General features: G+C 44.8%; 14 protein-coding genes and 2 rRNA genes. 6 read left to right on the forward strand and 10 right to left on the reverse strand.

Annotated features, from left to right (window positions below):
- The first annotated feature begins 104 nt into the window (after nucleotides 1-104).
- A 23S ribosomal RNA gene (locus tag EGC80_RS05995) occupies nucleotides 105-3,008 on the forward strand.
- 192 nt (nucleotides 3,009-3,200) lie between these two features.
- A 5S ribosomal RNA gene (gene rrf, locus EGC80_RS06000) occupies nucleotides 3,201-3,316 on the forward strand.
- A gap of 635 nt (nucleotides 3,317-3,951) precedes the next feature.
- Here rrf and EGC80_RS06005 read toward each other — a convergent pair.
- The 10 genes from EGC80_RS06005 to nadC form a co-directional block, all read right to left on the reverse strand.
- Nucleotides 3,952-5,020 (reverse strand): IS630 family transposase gene (locus EGC80_RS06005; protein ID WP_407695565.1). Its coding sequence is split into 2 segments (ribosomal slippage): nucleotides 3,952-4,515 and nucleotides 4,517-5,020, totalling 1,068 coding nucleotides; the frame shifts between segments, so codons are not numbered across the junction.
- Between the two features lie 61 nt (nucleotides 5,021-5,081).
- Nucleotides 5,082-5,480 carry an 8-oxo-dGTP diphosphatase MutT gene (mutT, locus tag EGC80_RS06010; protein ID WP_124013422.1) on the reverse strand — a complete coding sequence of 133 codons (399 nt, stop codon included), beginning with the start codon at nucleotides 5,478-5,480 and terminating at the stop codon, nucleotides 5,082-5,084.
- Between the two features lie 64 nt (nucleotides 5,481-5,544).
- Nucleotides 5,545-5,754 (reverse strand): DNA gyrase inhibitor YacG, encoded by a 210-nt coding sequence (yacG, locus tag EGC80_RS06015; RefSeq protein ID WP_101033769.1) that lies wholly within the window; start codon nucleotides 5,752-5,754, stop codon nucleotides 5,545-5,547.
- Between the two features lie 42 nt (nucleotides 5,755-5,796).
- Nucleotides 5,797-6,531 (reverse strand): cell division protein ZapD, encoded by a 735-nt coding sequence (gene zapD / locus EGC80_RS06020; protein ID WP_124013423.1) that lies wholly within the window; start codon nucleotides 6,529-6,531, stop codon nucleotides 5,797-5,799.
- A complete protein-coding gene (gene coaE, locus EGC80_RS06025; protein WP_124013424.1) occupies nucleotides 6,524-7,153 on the reverse strand; it encodes a dephospho-CoA kinase in 630 nt (209 codons plus the stop codon). The genes zapD and coaE overlap by 8 nt, the downstream gene beginning before the upstream one ends.
- Nucleotides 7,150-8,076: a prepilin peptidase gene (locus tag EGC80_RS06030; RefSeq protein WP_124013425.1), complete on the reverse strand. Its 927-nt coding sequence runs from the start codon at nucleotides 8,074-8,076 to the stop codon at nucleotides 7,150-7,152. Before EGC80_RS06030 ends, coaE begins: the two co-directional genes overlap by 4 nt.
- Before the next feature lie 34 nt (nucleotides 8,077-8,110).
- Nucleotides 8,111-9,412 carry a type II secretion system F family protein gene (locus tag EGC80_RS06035; protein ID WP_164839427.1) on the reverse strand — a complete coding sequence of 434 codons (1,302 nt, stop codon included), beginning with the start codon at nucleotides 9,410-9,412 and terminating at the stop codon, nucleotides 8,111-8,113.
- Between the two features lie 122 nt (nucleotides 9,413-9,534).
- Entirely contained in the window at nucleotides 9,535-11,241 is a 1,707-nt protein-coding gene (gene pilB / locus EGC80_RS06040; protein WP_124013426.1) for a type IV-A pilus assembly ATPase PilB, read from the reverse strand.
- Between the two features lie 87 nt (nucleotides 11,242-11,328).
- Nucleotides 11,329-11,739, reverse strand: coding sequence for a pilin (locus EGC80_RS22875; protein ID WP_206191865.1), 411 nt, complete (start codon nucleotides 11,737-11,739; stop codon nucleotides 11,329-11,331).
- Between the two features lie 1,013 nt (nucleotides 11,740-12,752).
- Nucleotides 12,753-13,631: a carboxylating nicotinate-nucleotide diphosphorylase gene (gene nadC, locus EGC80_RS06050; RefSeq protein WP_124013427.1), complete on the reverse strand. Its 879-nt coding sequence runs from the start codon at nucleotides 13,629-13,631 to the stop codon at nucleotides 12,753-12,755.
- A gap of 1,050 nt (nucleotides 13,632-14,681) precedes the next feature.
- Here nadC and ampD point away from each other — a divergent pair.
- The 4 genes from ampD to aceE all read left to right on the forward strand — a co-directional run bounded on the left by ampD (nucleotide 14,682) and on the right by aceE (nucleotide 20,167).
- Complete coding sequence (gene ampD / locus EGC80_RS06055) at nucleotides 14,682-15,236, forward strand: 1,6-anhydro-N-acetylmuramyl-L-alanine amidase AmpD (RefSeq protein WP_124013428.1); 555 nt, start codon at nucleotides 14,682-14,684, stop codon at nucleotides 15,234-15,236.
- 138 nt (nucleotides 15,237-15,374) lie between these two features.
- The gene (gene ampE / locus EGC80_RS06060) at nucleotides 15,375-16,226 is read left to right on the forward strand and encodes a beta-lactamase regulator AmpE (protein WP_124013429.1); all 852 of its coding nucleotides are present in this window, start codon (nucleotides 15,375-15,377) and stop codon (nucleotides 16,224-16,226) included.
- 452 nt (nucleotides 16,227-16,678) lie between these two features.
- Nucleotides 16,679-17,431: a pyruvate dehydrogenase complex transcriptional repressor PdhR gene (pdhR, locus tag EGC80_RS06065; RefSeq protein WP_101033779.1), complete on the forward strand. Its 753-nt coding sequence runs from the start codon at nucleotides 16,679-16,681 to the stop codon at nucleotides 17,429-17,431.
- 69 nt (nucleotides 17,432-17,500) lie between these two features.
- Complete coding sequence (gene aceE / locus EGC80_RS06070) at nucleotides 17,501-20,167, forward strand: pyruvate dehydrogenase (acetyl-transferring), homodimeric type (protein WP_124013430.1); 2,667 nt, start codon at nucleotides 17,501-17,503, stop codon at nucleotides 20,165-20,167.
- The last annotated feature ends 8 nt before the right edge of the window (nucleotides 20,168-20,175 follow it).

Here is a 20,175-nt window from a genome sequence, read left to right on the forward strand (position 1 = left end):
AACTAAGGCGAGTCCACTTCCTACCCGGAGGTGAGACAAGTAAAAACCAGCTGGTCATGATATGACTCAGAGGTTCACGCAAGTGAAACTCATTTGGGTTGTATGGTTAAGTGACCAAGCGTATACGGTGGATGCCTTGGCAGTCAGAGGCGATGAAGGACGTAATAACTTGCGAAAAGCGTTGGCGAGCTAGTAATAAGCATTTGAGCTAACGATATCCGAATGGGGAAACCCGGCCACATAAGTGGTCATCATAACGTGAATACATAGCGTTATGAGGCGAACCTGGGGAACTGAAACATCTAAGTACCCAGAGGAAAAGAAATCAACCGAGATTCCCCTAGTAGCGGCGAGCGAACGGGGATTAGCCCTTAAGTCTATGGGGTGTTAGTGGAATGTGTTGGAAAGCACAGCGGCACAGGGTGATAGCCCCGTACATGAAAACTAACCGTAGATGAAAACGAGTAAGGCGGGACACGTGACATCCTGTTTGAATATGGGGGGACCATCCTCCAAGGCTAAATACTCCTGACTGACCGATAGTGAACCAGTACCGTGAGGGAAAGGCGAAAAGAACCCCTGTGAGGGGAGTGAAATAGAACCTGAAACCGTGTACGTACAAGCAGTGGGAGCGGTTCTTGAGACCGTGACTGCGTACCTTTTGTATAATGGGTCAGCGACTTACATTTTGTAGCGAGGTTAAGCGAATAGCGGAGCCGTAGGGAAACCGAGTGTTAACTGCGCGTTTAGTTGCAAGGTGTAGACCCGAAACCGAGTGATCTAGCCATGGGCAGGTTGAAGGTTGAGTAACATCAACTGGAGGACCGAACCGACTTATGTTGAAAAATGAGCGGATGACTTGTGGCTGGGGGTGAAAGGCCAATCAAACTCGGAGATATCTGGTTCTCCTCGAAAGCTATTTAGGTAGCGCCTCGAGCGAATACCATTGGGGGTAGAGCACTGTTAAGGCTAGGGGGTCATCCCGACTTACCAACCCTTTGCAAACTCCGAATACCAATGAGTACTACTCGGGAGACAGACAGCGGGTGCTAACGTCCGTTGTCAAAAGGGAAACAACCCAGACCGTCAGCTAAGGTCCCAAAGTGTATGTTAAGTGGGAAACGATGTGGGAAGGCTCAGACAGCTAGGATGTTGGCTTAGAAGCAGCCATCATTTAAAGAAAGCGTAATAGCTCACTAGTCGAGTCGGCCTGCGCGGAAGATTTAACGGGGCTAAACATACCACCGAAGCTACGGGTGCATTTCATTAGAAGTGCGCGGTAGAGGAGCGTTCTGTAAGCGGTTGAAGGTGAAGGGGTAACCCACACTGGACGTATCAGAAGTGCGAATGCTGACATGAGTAACGATAAAGGGAGTGAAAAACTCCCTCGCCGAAAGACCAAGGGTTCCTGTCCAACGTTAATCGGGGCAGGGTGAGCCGACCCCTAAGGTGAGGCCGAAAGGCGTAATCGATGGGAAACAGATTAATATTTCTGTACCTTCACTAACTGCGATGGAGAGACGGAGAAGGCTAGGCTAGCGCGGCGTTGGTAGTCCGCGTTTAAGGTGGTAGGTTGTATTCTTAGGCAAATCCGGGGATACGCATTCAATTGCAAGACTGAGGACTGATGACGAGTCACTAAGGTGATGAAGTAGTTGATGCCATACTTCCAGGAAAATCTTCTAAGCTTCAGGTTAGTGGGGATCGTACCCCAAACCGACACAGGTGGTCGGGTAGAGAATACCAAGGCGCTTGAGAGAACTCGGCTGAAGGAACTAGGCAAAATGGTACCGTAACTTCGGGAGAAGGTACGCTGCCGACGGTGATAGGACTTGCTCCTTAAGCTGTTGGCAGTCGCAGATACCAGGTGGCTGCAACTGTTTATCAAAAACACAGTACTGTGCAAAATCGCAAGATGACGTATACGGTATGACGCCTGCCCGGTGCCGGAAGGTTAATTGATTGGGTTATCTTCGGAGAAGCTCATGATCGAAGCCCCGGTAAACGGCGGCCGTAACTATAACGGTCCTAAGGTAGCGAAATTCCTTGTCGGGTAAGTTCCGACCTGCACGAATGGCGTAATGATGGCCACGCTGTCTCCAGCCGAGACTCAGTGAAGTTGAAATTGCGGTGAAGATGCCGTATACCCGCGGCTAGACGGAAAGACCCCGTGAACCTTTACTATAGCTTGGCACTGAACATTGAACCTACATGTGTAGGATAGGTGGGAGACTTTGAAGCTTGGACGCTAGTCTGAGTGGAGTCAATCTTGAAATACCACCCTTGTAGTTTTGATGTTCTAACCGCGGCCCCTAATCGGGGTTCGGGACAGTGCCTGGTGGGTAGTTTGACTGGGGCGGTCTCCTCCCAAAGAGTAACGGAGGAGCACGAAGGTTGGCTAAGTACGGTCGGACATCGTACGGTTAGTGCAATGGCATAAGCCAGCTTAACTGCGAGACATACACGTCGAGCAGGTACGAAAGTAGGTCATAGTGATCCGGTGGTTCTGAATGGAAGGGCCATCGCTCAACGGATAAAAGGTACTCCGGGGATAACAGGCTGATACCGCCCAAGAGTTCATATCGACGGCGGTGTTTGGCACCTCGATGTCGGCTCATCACATCCTGGGGCTGAAGTCGGTCCCAAGGGTATGGCTGTTCGCCATTTAAAGTGGTACGCGAGCTGGGTTCAGAACGTCGTGAGACAGTTCGGTCCCTATCTGCCGTGGGCGTTGGATGATTGAAGGGAGCTGCTCCTAGTACGAGAGGACCGGAGTGGACGAACCGCTGGTGTTCGGGTTGTCATGCCAATGGCATTGCCCGGTAGCTACGTTCGGGATCGATAACCGCTGAAAGCATCTAAGCGGGAAGCGAGCCCTAAGATGAGTCATCCCTAGAGCTTTAAGCTCTCTAAAGGGCCGTAGGAGACTACTACGTTGATAGGCAAGGTGTGTAAGCGTTGTGAGGCGTTGAGCTAACTTGTACTAATGACCCGTGAGGCTTAACCATACAACCCAGATGGGTTTTACTGAAAATGTTCCCGACATTTTCTAGCACTTCCTCCTTCCATGGAGGTCGTACTGACAGGGAGCATAACCTTAGTGTTAGAATAGAGCGCTTAAGTAGTGTTTTGTAGACTCAAAAAAATCAGCTTTCCGAATTATTATTTACGGCCTTAATGGCGGTAGATATACAAATTTGTCTGGAAACCATAGCATTGTGGCACCACCTGATCCCATTCCGAACTCAGAAGTGAAACGCAATCGCGCCGATGGTAGTTTGGGGTCTCCCCATGCGAGAGTAGGTCATTTCCAGGCGCCTAATTTACTCGAAAGAGTAGTGAAATAGCCCGCTATTACATAGCGGGCTTTTTTACGTCTGCAATTTAACAGCTTCGCTGCTAGGGCGGACTGCGTCCTGCTAGGGTCGCTTCGCTGCTAAGGCGGACTGCGTCCTGCTAGGGTCGCTTCGCTGCTAGGGCGGACTACGTCCTGCTAGGGATAGCTTCAGAAACGATAACAAGCGAACGCTGTGCTCACGGATAGAGACAGCTTCGTTACCAAGATTTTATAGCATCTAGCAGCGCAGCGTCCTAGCATCTAGGTTTTTAGCTCGATTGTTATCTCTCGTCATCGCTTGCTACGGCTCGCTACCAAGATTTTATAGCATCTAGCCGCGTAGCGTCCTAGCGTCCTAGCCTCTAGGCTTTTAGCTCGATTGTTATCTCTCGTCATCGCTTGCTACCGCTCGCTACCAAGATTTTATAGCCTCTAGCAGCGTAGCGTCCTAGCCTCTAGGCTTTTAGCTCGATTGTTATCTCTCGTGATCGCTTGCTACCGCTCGCTACCAAGATTTTATAGCCTCTAGTAGCGCAGCGTCCTAGCATCTAGGCATTTCGCTCTGAAACGAGCATGTTGAAGTGGCTTGAATAGATTAATAATACCAATCCGCATTAGACTTTACCCATATTGGCCCAGTCTCGTGTGCACAAACTTTTTACCCTGTCCTTACACTGAATAAACGTATTCCAAGCGCGGCAACACTGTTCAACGATATCGTCATAACCTTCAAAACACCTATTTGCCAAACAATGCTGTCTTAGCCATTGCCATACCTGTTCAATGGGATTTAATTCCGGAGAATAGGGTGGTAATTTGAGGACCGATAAATTACTGAATTCTTTTGCTATATCATCCGTATGCCAACCTGCACCATCAATGATAACAAGTGCATACCTATCCGAATGAGTTGCTTCTGAAATTTGTTTTAAGTGTTGCCACATAGCCGCCCTATTAACAAATGGAGTGACCAAGGCTTCTGTTGCACCCGTCGCAGGGCAAACTGCACCAAAAAGATAAGCATATTCAAATTGTTGCTGCCTTACCGCTCTTGGCCTCGAGCCTTTTGCTGCCCATAGTCGCGTGGTGGTATTTTGTTGACCAAATCGAGCCTCATCTTGAAACCAAATATCGACGGTGTCTAAAGGAATATAGACAGGGATCGTTGCGATCGTTTTAGAAATGAGTTTTTTTAAAATCTTCTTGGGCTGCTAAGGATTGTTTTGGGTGCTTAGAGCGACTTGTTATCCAGCTTAGGCCAATATTTTTTAGTACCTTATATACATGGTTAATATGATAATGGATGCCAAACTGCTGCTCTATATGTGATTGAACGTCTAACTCCGTTAATCGTCCACCCTGTTCGGAGCGGCTAAACTCATCTATATATTGATAAAGAACCTGCTTTTGGTGTTCGTCGAGTTTATTAGCATTTGTCGAATTCATATTGGCTTTCAAGCCATCAATGCCAGTATTTAAGTAGTTTTTAACCCATTCATTGACACTGCGACGACTAACCTTTAATTGGCGAGCGACTTGAGCGCGATTGTGACATTCCAGAAAGCAAGAAACAGCCAATATGCGGATACGCATACGGGCGTCTTTTTCTGACTTTGATAGCTTAACAAGCTCAACAGATGTGTAGTTTTTCACAGTATAAAATAATTTGAAAGTGGTGAGCATATTAGATCATAATTTAATGCGGATTGGTATAAGCTGTCATTACACAACTTATCAATATGACTTACCAAGGCAGGGTTAACAGCTTATCTAAAATAGGTTTATTGGCTTCAGGGAACTCATATTCAGAGATGGATTGTAATTCAACCCATTGTATTAGTTGTCCTTCAACGCCGGTCGCTTGGCCATTGAAATCAGTCACTAAGTGGATATCAAGTCTTACCTGCTTATCTGGATAGTCATGGCTGATATCCATAAATGCTGTTGTGCTGTTTACATCAAGATCCACTTCTTCTTTCAATTCACGAATTAGAGCGGCAGTTACCGTTTCATTTTGTTCAACTTTACCACCCGGGAATTCCCATTTTCCACCTTGATGTAAATGGTCATGACGCTTGGCTAATAAAATTTGTTTATGTTGGTTTATAATAACGCCGACAGCAACATGTATTCTCTTTTGCATGTTTTGCCCTTACTATTTCTTCTTATTGTTTGAATAGATTGTTTGAATAGATTATCTGAACGGATTATTTAAAGAAGTCACCTTCATCAAAACCAGCATCATCCAACAGATCTAGGTCTATATCGTGCTTAACCGGAATAGCATGTTTTTCACTCGCCCAGTCACCAAGATCGATAAGTTTACAACGTTCACTGCAAAAAGGCTTAAATAGGGAGTCGTCTTTCCATTCAACTTTTGTGCTGCAAATTGGGCAGTTTACTACTGTTAAAGGCATAATCATTCTTGGTTATTAATCTTACTAGTGATGGTAAAGTGTTTAGGTGCAGGTTGCTAGTGAGAACTCAACAGTTTCACTTGTATGACGATGTAAATCGAAATCGACAAAATGAATGGCATAACGATTTCGATTGCCACTGATTGTAGGATAGCAATTTTGGTTGGGGTTTATTTTTACACGGATTAATGACAGAGGCTGCGGTGAGCTGCCTTGATAGAACCCTACTGGTGCTTGGCATAAACTAAAATCTGCTGTCGTTCTAATCAGTTCTAGCAGTAGCATGATTGGGGCTAATAGTGGCTGAAATTGCATCCGCCAATTTTCGATATCTTGCTGTCGATATTGCCAGTCTTTGTCTAGCCAAAAGTGCAGCTGAGGAAAATCAAAATTACAGTATGCCCCGGTCATATTGAAGCGCTGTCGTAATGAACAGATAAACTTATCTTGTTTAAGGCTACAACCAATTCTTTCTTGTGCTTGCAGCGGCGACTTCAATGCAATTAGTCTTTCGGTGAGTTGATCTACTTGCGCGTCATCAACATTTGAGTTTGTACGCCAATGGGAAATTAACTGAATTTGTTTATCAATATCTTTTAATATATCAGTGCGATAATCACAACGTTCTGTTAGCTCTGCAAGAGAAAATAACGGGGCAAAACATTGATGTTGACTATCTTGTTCGGCATGCAGTTTTAGCTGTAAGGCAAGGTTTTCTATACGCAGATAACTGCGTATTTTTTCATTTAATGGTTGTTCATAGATTAAATCAGTCATGGACGTTAGTTTCTAAATCGGCTGCCTGTTGTAAGTATTGTTGGTGCAGACCAAATACTTGACTGCGCAACACCTCATGATCTCCTTGATTATCTATAATATTATCAGCTTGAGCAAGCCGCTGTTCTCGGGTCATTTGACTCGCCAGAATATGCTCAACTTGTTGTTTGCTGACGCCATCACGTTGTATCGTCCTTGAAATTTGTAACTCTGGGGCAATATCTACAACCAAAGTCGTATCCACTAAACTATCTAAATGATTCTCAAATAGCAAGGGCACTATCATTATTACGTATGCTGAGGTCGATGTTTGTACTTGGTCGAGCATCTTCTGGCGGATCATAGGGTGGAGTAAAGTATTAAGCCACAGTCGCTGTTCGGGATTGTCGAAAACTTGTGTACGCAGAGCCGCTCTATCAAGGCTGCCATCGGTTAGCAAAATAGCCTGGCCAAAGTGCTCTGTTATTGCTTTGAGGCCATCAGAGTTGGTTGAGACAACCTCTCTGGCGATAACATCGGCATCAACTAAGTCTATGCCGTATTGCGCGAATAAATTCGCCACAGTCGTTTTACCACTGGCAATGCCGCCCGTTAAGCCCACGATAAACTTTTTTAACATCATAAGGTACTCAGATACCAATTGAGGATGTCATGTCCCCACACTAAGGCTATCCATCCCGCTAAAGCAATATAAGGACCAAAGGGGATTGGGTTACCTTTGCTGAGCCGCTTAGCCATAATCATGGTTATGCCAACTACCGCGCCCACTAGAGATGATAATAGAATAATTAATGGCAGCATTTGCCAACCTAACCATGCACCGAATACGGCTAATAATTTAAAGTCACCGTAACCCATGCCTTCTTTGCCCGTCACCAATTTAAATAACCAAAATACTGACCACAAGCTTAAATAGCCAGCTGCAGCGCCGATAATAGCGTCTTGAGGGCTAGCATAAATACCTTTAAGGTTAATGATTAATCCTAACCAAAGAATTGGCAAGGTGAGCTGATCCGGTAATAGCATTTCATCTAAATCAATACCCGTTAATGCCACTAACACAAAGGTTAAAATACTGGCATAGAAAAATTGCCATGTTGGGCCAAAGTGCCAAGCTAATGTGGCAATCAATACTCCGGTGAGCAGTTCGATAATCGGATAGCGGATTGAAATACGGGTGTTGCAATCGGCACACTTTCCCTTAAGCATCATCCAGCCCAATATAGGTAGATTATGCCAAGGTTTAATGTCGGCTTTGCATTTAGGGCAGGCAGAACCTGGCACGATGAGGTTGTATTTTTTTGGAAACGGATCGATGGCTTTAGTTAAGCGATCATTGCCTACTTGCTCGACAATGTCTGGATGATATTCATTAAGATAAAAATTACATTCGCTTTGCCATTCGCGTTTCATCATCACAGGTAAACGGTGAGCCACTACGTTGAGAAAGCTGCCAATGGTGGCGGCAAAAATAAAGCTAATCGCCACAAATGCCCAAGGATATTGGCTCATTGTGGCAACAAAAGTTGAGATAAATTCAGTCATTATTATCTTTTTATTTAATAGGTTAGAAGATTTTCTAGTTTATTATGTTGCCCATTTGGAAAATAGGTAAATACATACCGACGATTAGACCACCAACGAGAGTACCTATCACCACCATCATAATCGGCTCAATCAAGCTAGATAGCCCATCGACCGCATCATCAACCTGCATTTCATAAATATTAGCCACTTTATTGAGCATGTCGTCCAAGCCGCCGGATTCTTCACCAATCATCACCATTTGAATCAGCATGTCTGGGAATAATTTGGTAGTGCGCATCGCCACATTCATTTGCATGCCGGACATCACTTCTTGGCGCACTTTTAACAGCGCTTTACGGTAAACGTAATTTCCTGATGCCCCCGCGGCAGACTCTAGACCATCGATTAATGGCACGCCAGCAGCAAAAGTGGTTGCTAAAGTACGGGCAAAACGCGCCATTGATGCTTTGTGGAGAATATCACCAATCACGGGGATTTTTAGCAGCAATACATCTATTCGATCACGAAAATTCTGGGATGTTCTATGGGTTTTTTTGAATAGCCAGATACCGACAACAATCGCGATAACAAAGAAATACCAAGAGGCTTGCAACCAACGGGATATGCCAACAATAAATTGGGTAAATGCTGGCAGTTCAGCACCAAAACCGTTAAAGATTTCTTCAAATTGGGGCACCACAAATAGTAATAATAACGAGGTTACTAAGATGGCAACGATAACGACTGCAGCCGGATAGAACATGGCTTTTTTTATTTTTGATTTTAACTGCTCAGCTTTTTCGCGATAGGTTGCTATGCGATCAAATACCGCATCCAGTGAGCCTGAATGTTCGCCGGCAGCGACTAAATCAACATAGAGATCATCAAAGTATAGTCGGTGTGGCCTTAGCGCATCCGAAAGTGGAATACCGGATTGGACATCAGATAAAATAGTGCCCAATAATTCGCGCACTTTAGCTTTTTCATGGCCGCGGCCAAGCAGTTCAAGGGTAGTGACCAAGGGCACGCCCGCAGCAAGCATAGTAGCTATTTGGCGAGTGATCATCGCAATGTCCATTGCGGTGATACTTTTTTCTGTTTTAAATAATGGGGCTGACTTTTTGCGTACCCCTTTTGGGGTGACACCTTGGGCTTTTATTACACTGCGTACTTCAGCAATAGAGGCACCTTTTAGCTCACCGGACGTGCGCTGGCCATCACGATTGGTACCCTTCCATTGGTAAGTAAACACCTTAGGTTGGTGTTTGGTTATTTTTTTCGCCTTTGGCTTTGTTTTTGTTTTTGTTTTTGTTTTCGTTTTTGTTTTTGTTTTTGTTGCAGTTGCTGTGGCCATTTAGCCAATCCTTTTATTATTGAGCGTCATCCAGGTTAAAGCATTATTGTTAATGATAAATAACCCATTAAATGGTCGAATGACTATAGCTGAATAAGTATAACTGTTTGACTATAGCGGAATTAAAAGCTAGTGACACGGTTAATTTCGGCGATACTGGTGACGCCGTGAATGACTTTGAGTAACCCTGATTGGCGCAAATCGCGCATGCCTTGCTGCTTGGCGAGGGTGGCAATTTGCAATGAGTTACCGCCTTCCATAATGGTACGAGCAATTTCCTCGCTCATTTTCATCACTTCGTAAATACCGACGCGGCCTTTATAGCCACCTGAGCAAAGCTCACAACCTACGGGTTTAAATACCGTAAAGCCTTTGGCTATATTGGCTTCAGTAAAGCCTAAGCGTTGCATTTCATCAAGTGGAATTTCTTCTTCATGCTTGCATTCCGGGCATAAGCGTCTGGCAAGGCGTTGGGCAATAATTAAATTGACTGAGCTGGCAATGTTATAACCCTGTACGCCCATATTAATCAAACGAGTCAAGGTTTCTGCTGCCGAGTTAGTGTGCAGCGTTGATAACACTAAATGGCCGGTTTGGGCCGCTTTAATCGCTATTTCGGCAGTTTCTAAGTCGCGGATCTCACCCACCATCACCACATCGGGATCTTGTCGTAAGAATGAGCGCAATGCAGAAGCAAAGGTTAAGCCCGCTTTTAAATTAATGTGAACCTGGTTGACCCCTTCGAGGTTAATTTCGACCGGATCTTCGGCGGTAGAAATATTGCGCTCTTCGGTATTAAGAATATTAAGGCCAGTATATAAGGACACGGTTTTACCGGAACCGGTAGGCCCGGTGACTAAAATCATCCCTTGAGGTTTAGCGAGCATTTCTTCGTATAACAGCCTTTGATCATCTTCATAGCCGAGCTTTTCAATCCCCAGCTGGGCGGAAGATGAATCCAAAATACGCATTACGATTTTCTCGCCCCAAATGGTCGGCAAGCTACTAACACGAAAATCGATAGACTTGGTCCGCGACAGCTTCATTTTTATGCGGCCATCTTGAGGCAAGCGGCGCTCGGCGATATCGAGTTTCGACATGACTTTTAAGCGGGCTGAAATCCGGTTGGACAGATTGACTGGTGGTTCAGATACTTCATGTAATATACCGTCGATACGAAAGCGAATGCGGTAACGCTTCTCATAGGGTTCAAAATGTAAATCTGAGGCGCCTTTACGGATTGCATCGGTTAAAATCTTATTAATATAAATCACAATGGGGGCATCGTCGCTGCTGTCACCGGTCGGCTCATCACGTCTTTCGGTATTAGCGACTTCAATACCTGCAAGAGCTTCTTCGTCGACACCGGCTAAATCTAGTCCTGATATATCATCTTCGATGATCTTTTCTAGTGCTTTAAGCAGTTTGTCGTCTTCAACTAGAATAGCCTCTGCATGCAAACCTAGGCTAAATTGAAAATCTTCCAGTGCGGCAATGTTAGTAGGATCGGAGGTGGCGATATAAAGCCTGTTACCACGTTTAAATAACGGTAAACATTTGTGTTTCTCAATCAGTTTTTTATTCAGTAAATCTTCGGTAATACTGTTTATATCATACTCATTTAAGTCAAGCAGTGGCGTACCGTATTCTTCATAGCAAAGTTCAGCAATTTCTCTTGCTGAAAGCATTTTAGTGGTAATTAACGTGGTGACTAATGACTGCTTTGATTTACGTGATTCTGCAATTGCATTTGCAATCAACTCCTCACTAAGTAAACCTTTGCGAATAAATAAGGTCGAGAGACCTAAGTGCAAAGCTGATGATGTCATAAAGAATTGCCTTATGGGCATAATACTGAAGGTAGATTTACTACCTCCAGTATTACAAAATAAATGACAAGAGTAAAAACTTAGAAATTAGACTGAACAGTTTTTGATAGCTACAGCTTTAGTTCCTGTAAGTACACATGTCCAGCCTAAGTCTCCATTAGCCATAGCTGCACCAGTTAATGTTGCTGTGATGCCGCTTACTGTTGTTTCAATGACACCTGCTGATTTACAATATGCAATGGCTGTTAAAGCAGGGTTATTACCGGCGACAGCGGCTATTGCACCACAATCAAGAGTGTTATATACAGAATAACGCTCGCCTATCTTGATTTTAGAGCCGCTCATAGAGGCCACTGCGTTAGTTGCATTCGCTTTAGCAACATAATCCTGATACGCAGGCAATGCGATTGCTGCGAGGATACCGATGATCGCTACTACGATCATTAATTCGATAAGGGTGAAACCCTTAGCATTTTTGATTTGGTTGATACCTTTCATTTTTCTCTCCGTAAAATAGGCTGGGGTAGTCTCAATCCTCGATAACTATAAACTTCACTTAGACTAGTAACTAATGCTAGTAACTAATGTTAGTAACTAGGTGGAGTAGTTGGCATTCCATTTGCCTAAAACCGTAAAGCACAATTGTGTGGTGCTAGATACTAGATGACCACGATTATTATAGTGCCAGCGTTACTTGTGTTGACCATGGTTATCTCTGTCTATGCTGTTTTTGGCACAATGGCACAATGGCACAATGGCACAATATACAACACATAGGTAATAACCATGTTAACCGCAAACAATGCTAGCCGATTATTTATTTAATAGAGCATTTAGGCTGAGTGGTAAACATAGAGTAAATAGGTCAATGTTAACAAGATACAAAATAACATCTGCTAGTGTGGTTACAAAGTAAAGGTTAATTAATTGTTAGTATTTTGACGTTATTTACAATCTAACGAGTACAGTGCATGGCTGAAAGGCCAACTCGCCGAGGTAAACGTTAATATAAACGGTTACAAAATGGAATAGGGTTAACGGCTAAATAAAAAATAAATGTCTAAAAACGCTCTAATTTCACATTTTCCGTACATTATACGATAAATTATTTTTGACTTCTCTAGGTTAAGAAGTGTTTTTTTGACAAAAAAGCAACAAAGGCGTTTTATTGGCGCTTTTGGGGGGAGAAATCTGACAGGTTTATACCCAAGCTAAAATCTAAAAGCCTAGAGGCTAGAGGCTAGAGGCTATAAAAGCTAAAAGCCTAGAGGCTAGAGCGCTACGCTGCTAGAGGCTATAAAAGCTAAAAGCCTAGATACTAGAGCGCTACGCTGCTAGATTCTATACAAGCAAAAAGCACAAAGCCTAGATCGTTTCGCTGCTAGGACGCTACGCGGCTAGAGGCTATAAAATCTTAGCAGCGAAGCTGTCCTAGCAGGACGCAGTCCGTTCTAGCAGCGCAGCGATCCTAGCAGTGACGTAGTCACGCCCTAGCACCTTAGCTTTTATGGTTAACTTTTCAATCTCAACGACAAATCTAAGGCTTTTACGTGCTTAGTCAGTGCGCCGACAGAGATGTAATCTACTCCCGTTTGCGCGAAAGAGGCTAGAGTGTCTAAGGTGACATTGCCTGAGACTTCTAATTTTGCGCCGTTACCTTGGTCTTTGTAGCGATTATTAAGGCTGACAGCGTCGACCATCATAGTCACGTCGAAATTATCGAGCATAATAATATCGGCGCCGCCATCGAGTGCTTGAGTGAGTTCTTCAAGTGACTCGACTTCGACTTCGACTGGTTTGTGGCTGTCTAAAGTGCGCGCTGCTGTAATGGCTTGGGAGATGCCGCCGCAAGCCATAATGTGGTTTTCTTTAATTAAGAAAGCATCGAATAAGCCTATGCGGTGGTTTCTGCCGCCGCCGCAGGTGACTGCGTATTTTTGGGCGGTGCGCAGGCCTGGGATGGTTTTGCGGGTATCGAGTAATTGGGTATGAGTACCCACGAGCTTATTCACGTACAACTTTGTTAAGCTGGCAACCCCTGACAAGGTTTGAATAAAGTTCATTGCAGTACGTTCGCCCGTTAAAATAGCCCGTGCTGGGCCAGAGAGTTCGCATAGCAATTGATTGGCCACAATTAAATCACCGTCATCAACATGCCAATGCAGCACCACTTCACTGCCCAGTTGATTAAAGACTTGCTCTGCCCACGCTTTACCACAAAAAACCCCATCTTCGCGGGTGATTAACGCGCCTGAAACATGTTTGTCTGCTGGGATAAGCTGGGCAGTAATATCGGCATTAAGCATGTCGTGGATAGTATTATGGGTCGTGTGACCTAAGTCTTCATCAAGCGCTGTTTGCACAGCATGACGGATATCGTTTTCTAACATAAGCTAAGTCCTTGCTAAAGAACGTGATAAGGCTAAATGATAACCTTGTTCAACAGAGTGTTCAATGGGGTGTTTGTTGCGAAAAGCATTTGTTAAAGATTAGCATAACTTGGCTATATACTGACACTTTTATGCATCTAAAAGCTAAAAGCCTAGATCGCTTCGCTGCTAGGACGCTACGCGGCTAGAGGCTATAAAATCTTGGTGACGAGCGGTGGCATGCGATGACATACGATAAAAAGCGAAAGCCTAGAGACTAGAGCGCTGCGCTGCTAGATGCTATAAAATCTTGGTGACGAGCGATAGCAAGCGATGACATACGATAAAAAGCGAAAGCCTAGAGACTAGAGCGCTGCGCTGCTAGATGCTATAAAATCTTAGCAGCGGAGCTGTCCCTAGCAGGACGCAGTCCGCCCTAGCAGCGAAGCTGCCCTCGCAGGACGTAGTCCGCTCTAAAAGCGCAGCGATCCTAGCAGTGACGTAGTCACGCTCTAGTAACTAGCAGGACGCAGTCCGTCCTGCTAGGGCGGCGATCCTAGCAGTGACGTAGTCACGCTCTAGTAACTAGCAGGACGCAGTCCGCCCTAGCAGCGCAGCGATCCTAGCAGTGACGTAGTCACGCTCTAGTAACTAGCAGGACGCAGTCCGCCCTAGCAGCGCAGCGATCCTAGCAGTGACGTAGTCACGCTCTAGATCCTAGCAGGACGCAGTCCGTCCTAGCAGCGCAGCGATCCTAGCAGTGACGTAGTCACGATCTAGTAACTAGCAGGACGCAGTCCGCCCTAGCAGCGCAGCGATCCTAGCAGTGACGTAGTCACGCTCTAGATCCTAGCAGGACGCAGTCCGTCCTAGCAGCGCAGCGACTCTAGCAGTGACGTAGTCACGCTCTAGTAACTAGCAGGACGCAGTCCGCCCTAGAAGCGCAGCGCACTATCCGCGTAGAGGCCTAGTAGCGAAGCGGCCTAGCCCCTAGGGATAATCAGCATTGGTATTGTGGTTTAATACTGTTAAGTTTATTTTCTGGTTAGATAGTTATGTTTAAGGAGGCGTATGCCAAAAGGCTTATTACAACAAGGTTGGTTGGCCAGCGCGAGACCATGTATTTCGCCACATTTTAATCCACGACCCAACAATGAGGTCAGCTTGTTGGTGATCCACAATATTAGCTTGCCTGCGGGGTGTTTTGGTTTACCGCATATTGATGAACTATTTCAAGGTTGCTTGGATATTGATGCAGACGACAGTTTTGCTCAGTTGGCTGGCTTGCAAGTCTCGGCGCATTTTTTAATTAGGCGCGATGGTGAAGTGGTGCAGTATGTTGGTTGTGATGACAGAGCATGGCACGCTGGGGTTTCTGAGTTCAAGGGGCGGAAGGGCTGTAACGACTTTGCCATTGGCATCGAACTGGAAGGCACAGATAGTAGTGGCTATACCGACGAGCAATACCAGCAATTAATCCTGTTAACATTGGAGTTAATGGCGCAGTATCCTATGATTAAGGTAAATAATATTGTTGGCCATTGCGATATCGCTCCTGGGCGTAAAACAGACCCTGGTTTCAGTTTTGATTGGTCGCGATATCAACAGGCCATTGCAACTGTTTAAGTAAGCATTTGTGGCATAGCTTGTGTTACTCGTTATGTGTTTCGCTATGCGTTACAGGGTACTTGCAGGCTCCGCCCACTTACACCACAGTCCTTCAATGATGACAGCTGTAACTGAATAGAAGTAAAAAGGATATTCATGGCGTTATTTTCATTATTAGTGGCAATTTTAGTTGAACGTTTGAAGCTGCTGCCAAGTGGTTGGCAGTTCGATAGCGTTATGACGCGTTACCAAAAAAAGTTTTGGGATAGCCAATCACTTAAATCAGCATTTAGCGTTGCGATGGCGATTGTGCTGCCGGCTTTATTGGTGTTTGTGATCAGTTTTCTACTCGATGGTATATTTTTTGATATATTGAGTTTGTTATTTTGGGTACTGATATCCATTATTTGTTTTAGTCACCAATCATTACGAGGCGTGTTTAAACAGTATATCCAGGCGGCATGTCGTGGCGACGTACAAGCTTGTTATCGTTATGCCGGCGAGTTGGATTGTAGTGACTGTTTAGACGTGGTGGATGAACAGGATTTAGGCTGTAAAGTGGGGCAAACAGTTGCTTGGCTTAATTACCGCTATTACGGTGCCGTTGCATTGTATTTGATATTTTTAGGGCCGGTAGGTGCAATATTATACTGTACTGTGCGTTTTTACAGTGAGTACAACAGTAAGAATAAGCTTGAAATGCCATTGGTCGATCATTTACAGATGTTATTTGATTGGTTGCCAAGTCGGGTGTTTAGTTTTGGCTATGTATTAAGTGGCCAGTTTAGCGAAGGCTTAAGTGCGTGGCGGCAATATGGTTTAAGTGTCAATATTGATGCAAAAACCATAGTGACCAATACAGCGGTGGCGGCTGAGTCTTTACCTGAAGCAGGGGATGCGCCACTGAGTGTGCAGTCCACATTGGCATTACTGGCATTGAGTAAACGTAATTTTGTGTTGCTGCTGACGTTGGTTTCTGTATTAACCATTTTTGGTGTTGTTAGCTAGGTTTTAGGCCGCTACGCGGATAGTGCGCTGCGCTTCTAGGGCGGACTACGTCCTGCTAGGGTCGCTGCGCTTCTAGGGCGGACTACGTCCTGCTAGGGTCGCTGCGCTTCTAGAGCGGACTTCGTCCTGCTAGGACAGCTTCGCTGCTAAGATTTTATAGCCTCTAGCAGCGTAGCGCTCTAGTATCTAGGCTTTTAGCTTTTATAGCATCTAGGCTTCTTTAACGATTTATCCCAACGCTTATCCAGTATTGAGGCTAATATGGATAAATAGTCTGACCCTTAGAACAGAAATATAGGTTATGCTCTAGGCATGAGCGTTTTAAACGACGCAGCTCTCTTTTGTCAGTATTCTGATAACTAGACATGGCTTGTATGATTTGATAAAGTGCGCTCTCTCATATTAATTGGTAAGACCAATTGACAATTGCTTGTTAAGGAACTGAGCGCAAAATGGCTTATATTAAGATCAACCAGCCAAAAATTTCTGATGTGATCATGGAACAATTAGAGCGAATGATCCTCGAAGGCAGTTTGCAGCCGGGTCAAAAACTACCTCCTGAACGCGAACTCGCGGTGCAATTTGAAGTGTCTCGTCCTTCATTACGTGAAGCGATTCAAAAATTAGAAGCTAAAGGCTTGCTCATGCGTCGTCAAGGCGGTGGCACCTACGTTAAAGAACAACTTTGGCAAAGTCTTGCCGATCCTATTGTTGAATTAATGCATAACGATTCTGAAAGTCAGTATGACTTACTCGAATTTCGTCACGCCACTGAAGGCATGATGGCGTATTATGCTGCGCTGCGCGGCAATGATGCGGATATGCAAAATATCCAAAATCGCATTATTGAGCTAGAAGCGGCAACTAATGTTGAAGCGAAAGCGGCTGCTATTGTGCGTTTTTATCGCGCAGTTGCTGAGGCGTCACATAATGTTGCCATGCTGCATTTAGTATTGAGTTTAACCCCCGTGCTGCACAAAAATGTGGCACAAAATTTGGAGCTTTTAAGCAAAAGCCAAGACGCTTCCACCATGGCAAATGATCACAGACGCGCGTTACTGGCTGCGATTATACGCCGGGACCCCGACGCCGCGCGCGAAGCTTCGAATGAGCATTTAAGCTATATCGAAGAAATCATGTTGTCGGTAAGAAAAGAAGACAGTCGGTTGCAACGTAGTTTGCGCCGTTTAAAGAGCGGCGCGTAACTGAGTTGCTGTGTCAACAAGCAGCAACTAAAGCCGAAATATAACCCGTATATAGAGAAGGACTGCGATATGTCTGAAGATATGCTTCAAGATTTAGATCCATCAGAAACCCAAGAGTGGGTTGATGCTCTGCAAGCTGTACTAGAGCAAGAAGGGTCTGAACGAGCACACTTTTTACTCGAAAAATTAATCGATAAAGCGCGTCGTAACGGTACTCACTTACCTTACAATGCAACAACTGCTTACTTAAACACCATTCCTGCAGGCCAAGAGCCAAATATGCCCGGCAACCAAGAAATGGAACGCCGTATTCGGGCGATTATCCGTTGGAATGCCTTGGCGATGGTGTTACGTGGTTCTAAGAAAGATTTAGAGCTTGGTGGCCATATTTCAAGTTTTGCTTCTAGTGCGACGATTTATGATGTGTGTTTTAACCACTTCTTCCGCGCACCTAATGAGCAAGATGGTGGTGACTTGGTGTATTTCCAAGGTCATATCGCACCCGGTATTTATGCGCGTTCATTCCTTGAAGGGCGTATTACTGAAGAACAAATGGCTAATTTTCGTCAAGAAGTCGATGGCAAAGGTCTTTCTTCATACCCGCATCCTAAGTTAATGCCTACTTATTGGCAGTTCCCGACGGTATCGATGGGCCTAGGTCCTATTCAAGCGATTTACCAAGCGCGTTATTTGAAGTATTTAACTGACCGTGGTTTAAAAGATTGCTCTAAGCAAACGGTTTACTGTTTCTTAGGCGACGGTGAGTGTGATGAACCAGAAGCATTAGGTGCTATTAGTTTAGCGGCACGTGAAGAATTAGATAACTTAGTGTTTATTGTTAACTGTAACTTACAGCGTCTTGATGGCCCTGTCCGTGGTAACGGTAAAATTATCCAAGAACTTGAAGGCGAATTCCGCGGCGCAGGCTGGGAAGTCGTTAAAGTGATTTGGGGTCGTTATTGGGATCCATTATTGGCCCGTGATACCAGCGGTAAGTTATTACAGTTAATGGAAGAAACCGTAGACGGTGAATACCAAAACTGTAAAGCCAAAGGCGGCGCATGGACCCGTGAGCATTTCTTTGGTAAGTACCCTGAAACGGCCGAAATGGTGGCTAACATGTCAGATGATGACATTTGGCGCTTAAACCGTGGTGGTCATGATCCGGTTAAAGTTTACGCTGCCCTTGAACATGCACAAAAAACCAAAGGCCGTCCAACGGTTATCCTAGCCAAAACGGTTAAAGGTTACGGTTTAGGTGACGCGGGTGAAGGTAAAAACATCGCTCACAACGTCAAGAAAATGGGTGTCGATTCTATCCGTCATTTCCGTGACCGTTTCAATATTCCGATCCCGGATGACAAGTTAGAAGATCTGCCTTTTTATCATCCAGGTCCAGACTCTGAAGAAGTGAAATACTTGAAGAGTCGCCGTGAAGCGTTATTAGGTTATTTACCACAACGTCGTGAAAAATTCACTGAAGAGTTAGAGATCCCTTCATTGAAGATTTTTGATTCGATTTTGAAAGGCTCAAATGGCCGTGAAATTTCATCAACTATGGCGTTTGTTCGAGTATTAACGGCGTTATTAAAAGACAAAAAAATCGGTAAGCGCATTGTGCCGATTATTCCTGATGAAGCGCGTACTTTTGGTATGGAAGGTTTATTCCGTCAAGTGGGCATTTATGCTCATGAAGGCCAAAAATATATCCCACAAGATTCTGATCAAGTTGCTTACTACCGTGAAGATAAAACCGGTCAAGTATTGCAAGAAGGGATCAATGAATTAGGCGCGATGTCATCTTGGGTTGCTGCAGCAACAAGCTACTCTGTTAACGATATGCCAACCATTCCTTTCTACATTTATTACTCAATGTTTGGTTTCCAACGCATTGGTGATATGGCGTGGGCCGCAGGCGATATGCGTGCGCGTGGATTCTTAGTGGGTGGTACTTCAGGCCGTACAACATTGAACGGCGAAGGTTTACAGCATCAAGATGGTCACAGCCACGTGTTGGCGAACACGATTCCAAACTGTATTTCTTATGATCCTACTTATGGTTATGAAATTGCGGTGGTAGTACAAGATGGTATTCGTCGTATGTATGGCGAAAATCAAGAAGATATCTACTACTACTTAACCACCATGAACGAAAACTACGTGCAGCCAGAAATGCCAGCCGGTGCTGAAGAAGGTATTGTCAAAGGTATTTATAAGCTTGAGTCTGTTGCTGGTAGTGGTAAAGGTAAAGTTCAGTTAATGGGTTGCGGTACTATTCTTGAAGAAGTTCGCAATGCAGCACAAGCATTAGCCAAAGACTTTGGTGTCAGTGTCGACGTATTCAGTGTGACCAGCTTTAACGAGTTAACCCGTGACGGTCAAGCTGCTGAGCGTTGGAACATGTTGCACCCAACCGCAGAGCCTAAGCAAGCGTATGTCAGTCAAGTGTTATCGTCAGATGCGCCTGTAATTGCGGCTACCGACTATATGAAAATATACGGCGAGCAATTACGTGCTTTTGTACCAACAGATTATAAAGTGTTGGGTACCGATGGTTTTGGTCGCAGCGACAGCCGTGCAAACTTACGTCATCACTTTGAAGTGGATGCCAAGTTTATTGTTATTGCGGCGCTGAAGTCACTTGTTGATCGTAATGAAATGCCTGTTGATGTGTTAACGAAAACCATCGCTGAATATGGCATTGATGCTGATAAGATCAACCCACAGTTAGCGTAAGGGGATAC

Origin of the sequence: Shewanella psychromarinicola, assembly GCF_003855155.1 — a bacterium.
GTDB lineage: Bacteria > Pseudomonadota > Gammaproteobacteria > Enterobacterales > Shewanellaceae > Shewanella > Shewanella psychromarinicola.

What these genes read in the sequence shown, in the direction of transcription:
- coaE (WP_124013424.1), bottom strand. Translation starts at nt 7,153, where the DNA reads ATGATGTTAAAAAAGTTTATCGTGGGCTTAACGGGCGGCATTGCCAGT.
- EGC80_RS06035 (WP_164839427.1), bottom strand. Translation starts at nt 9,412, where the DNA reads ATGGCCACAGCAACTGCAACAAAAACAAAAACAAAAACGAAAACAAAA.
- ampD (WP_124013428.1), top strand. Translation starts at nt 14,682, where the DNA reads ATGCCAAAAGGCTTATTACAACAAGGTTGGTTGGCCAGCGCGAGACCA.
- EGC80_RS06030 (WP_124013425.1), bottom strand. Translation starts at nt 8,076, where the DNA reads ATGACTGAATTTATCTCAACTTTTGTTGCCACAATGAGCCAATATCCT.
- pilB (WP_124013426.1), bottom strand. Translation starts at nt 11,241, where the DNA reads ATGACATCATCAGCTTTGCACTTAGGTCTCTCGACCTTATTTATTCGC.
- yacG (WP_101033769.1), bottom strand. Translation starts at nt 5,754, where the DNA reads ATGCCTTTAACAGTAGTAAACTGCCCAATTTGCAGCACAAAAGTTGAA.
- nadC (WP_124013427.1), bottom strand. Translation starts at nt 13,631, where the DNA reads ATGTTAGAAAACGATATCCGTCATGCTGTGCAAACAGCGCTTGATGAA.
- EGC80_RS22875 (WP_206191865.1), bottom strand. Translation starts at nt 11,739, where the DNA reads ATGAAAGGTATCAACCAAATCAAAAATGCTAAGGGTTTCACCCTTATC.
- aceE (WP_124013430.1), top strand. Translation starts at nt 17,501, where the DNA reads ATGTCTGAAGATATGCTTCAAGATTTAGATCCATCAGAAACCCAAGAG.
- ampE (WP_124013429.1), top strand. Translation starts at nt 15,375, where the DNA reads ATGGCGTTATTTTCATTATTAGTGGCAATTTTAGTTGAACGTTTGAAG.
- pdhR (WP_101033779.1), top strand. Translation starts at nt 16,679, where the DNA reads ATGGCTTATATTAAGATCAACCAGCCAAAAATTTCTGATGTGATCATG.
- zapD (WP_124013423.1), bottom strand. Translation starts at nt 6,531, where the DNA reads ATGACTGATTTAATCTATGAACAACCATTAAATGAAAAAATACGCAGT.
- mutT (WP_124013422.1), bottom strand. Translation starts at nt 5,480, where the DNA reads ATGCAAAAGAGAATACATGTTGCTGTCGGCGTTATTATAAACCAACAT.